Origin of the sequence: Paracoccus halophilus (genome assembly GCF_000763905.1) — a bacterium.
Classification (GTDB): Bacteria; Pseudomonadota; Alphaproteobacteria; order Rhodobacterales; family Rhodobacteraceae; genus Paracoccus; species Paracoccus halophilus.
This window is the reverse complement of sequence record NZ_JRKN01000116.1, coordinates 1-312: the sequence shown is the minus strand read 5'-3', so window position 1 is coordinate 312 and position 312 is coordinate 1. Positions and strand designations below refer to the sequence as shown.

Here is a 312-nt window from a genome sequence, read left to right as displayed (position 1 = left end):
AGGGCGAGATCGACTGCGACGAATACGGCCGCATTCTGGTGCGGTTCCACTGGGACTTGGCGAACGCCTATTCGATGCGCTGCCGGGTCAGCCAGAACTGGGCCGGCGCCGGCTGGGGCGGCATGGTGATCCCGCGGATCGGCATGGAGGTGCTGGTCGAGTTTCTGGAGGGCGATCCCGACAAACCGGTCGTCGTGGGCAATGTCTTCAACGGCAAGAACGATGCGCCCTATCCGCTCCCGGCCCACAAGACGCGCGCGGTCTGGCGGTCGAACACCCATCAGGGCTCGGGCTTCAATGAGATCAGCTTCG

General features: G+C 64.7%; 1 protein-coding gene. It reads left to right on the top strand.

The window, feature by feature from the left end:
- On the top strand, positions 1-312 hold a 312-nt coding region (vgrG, locus tag IT41_RS19335; protein WP_036744454.1), incomplete at both ends, for a type VI secretion system tip protein VgrG.